1 protein-coding gene is annotated in these 251 nt (G+C 65.3%); it reads left to right on the top strand.

Translation table 11 applies throughout. From position 1 onward, the window contains the following. Positions 1-159, top strand: a 159-nt coding sequence (locus AC0IYH_RS33000; protein ID WP_471838601.1) for a permuted SH3 domain-containing protein, incomplete at its 5' end; no start/stop codon positions are given. Positions 160-251 lie beyond the last annotated feature (92 nt).

Here is a 251-nt window from a genome sequence, read left to right as displayed (position 1 = left end):
GTCCTCGACAGCGACGGCGCGCATGCCCGCCGCCGCACCATCAAGATCGGCCGCCGCAACCCCGAACAGGTCGAGATCCTGTCCGGCCTCGAACCCGGCGAACACATCGTCACCAGCAACACGGCGGCCGTGAAGGGCGACATCCTCAACATCCGCTGAATGGCCCCGTCATGATCCGCCTAGAGAATATCCAGCGCCGCTACGTATCCGACGAGGTCGAGACGACCGCGCTCCACGACATCGACCTGCAC

It is taken from the genome of Pseudomonas sp. AC463 (assembly GCF_979253585.1).
The sequence above is the reverse complement of the archived record's forward strand: the minus strand, read 5'-3'. Positions and strand labels throughout refer to the sequence as shown.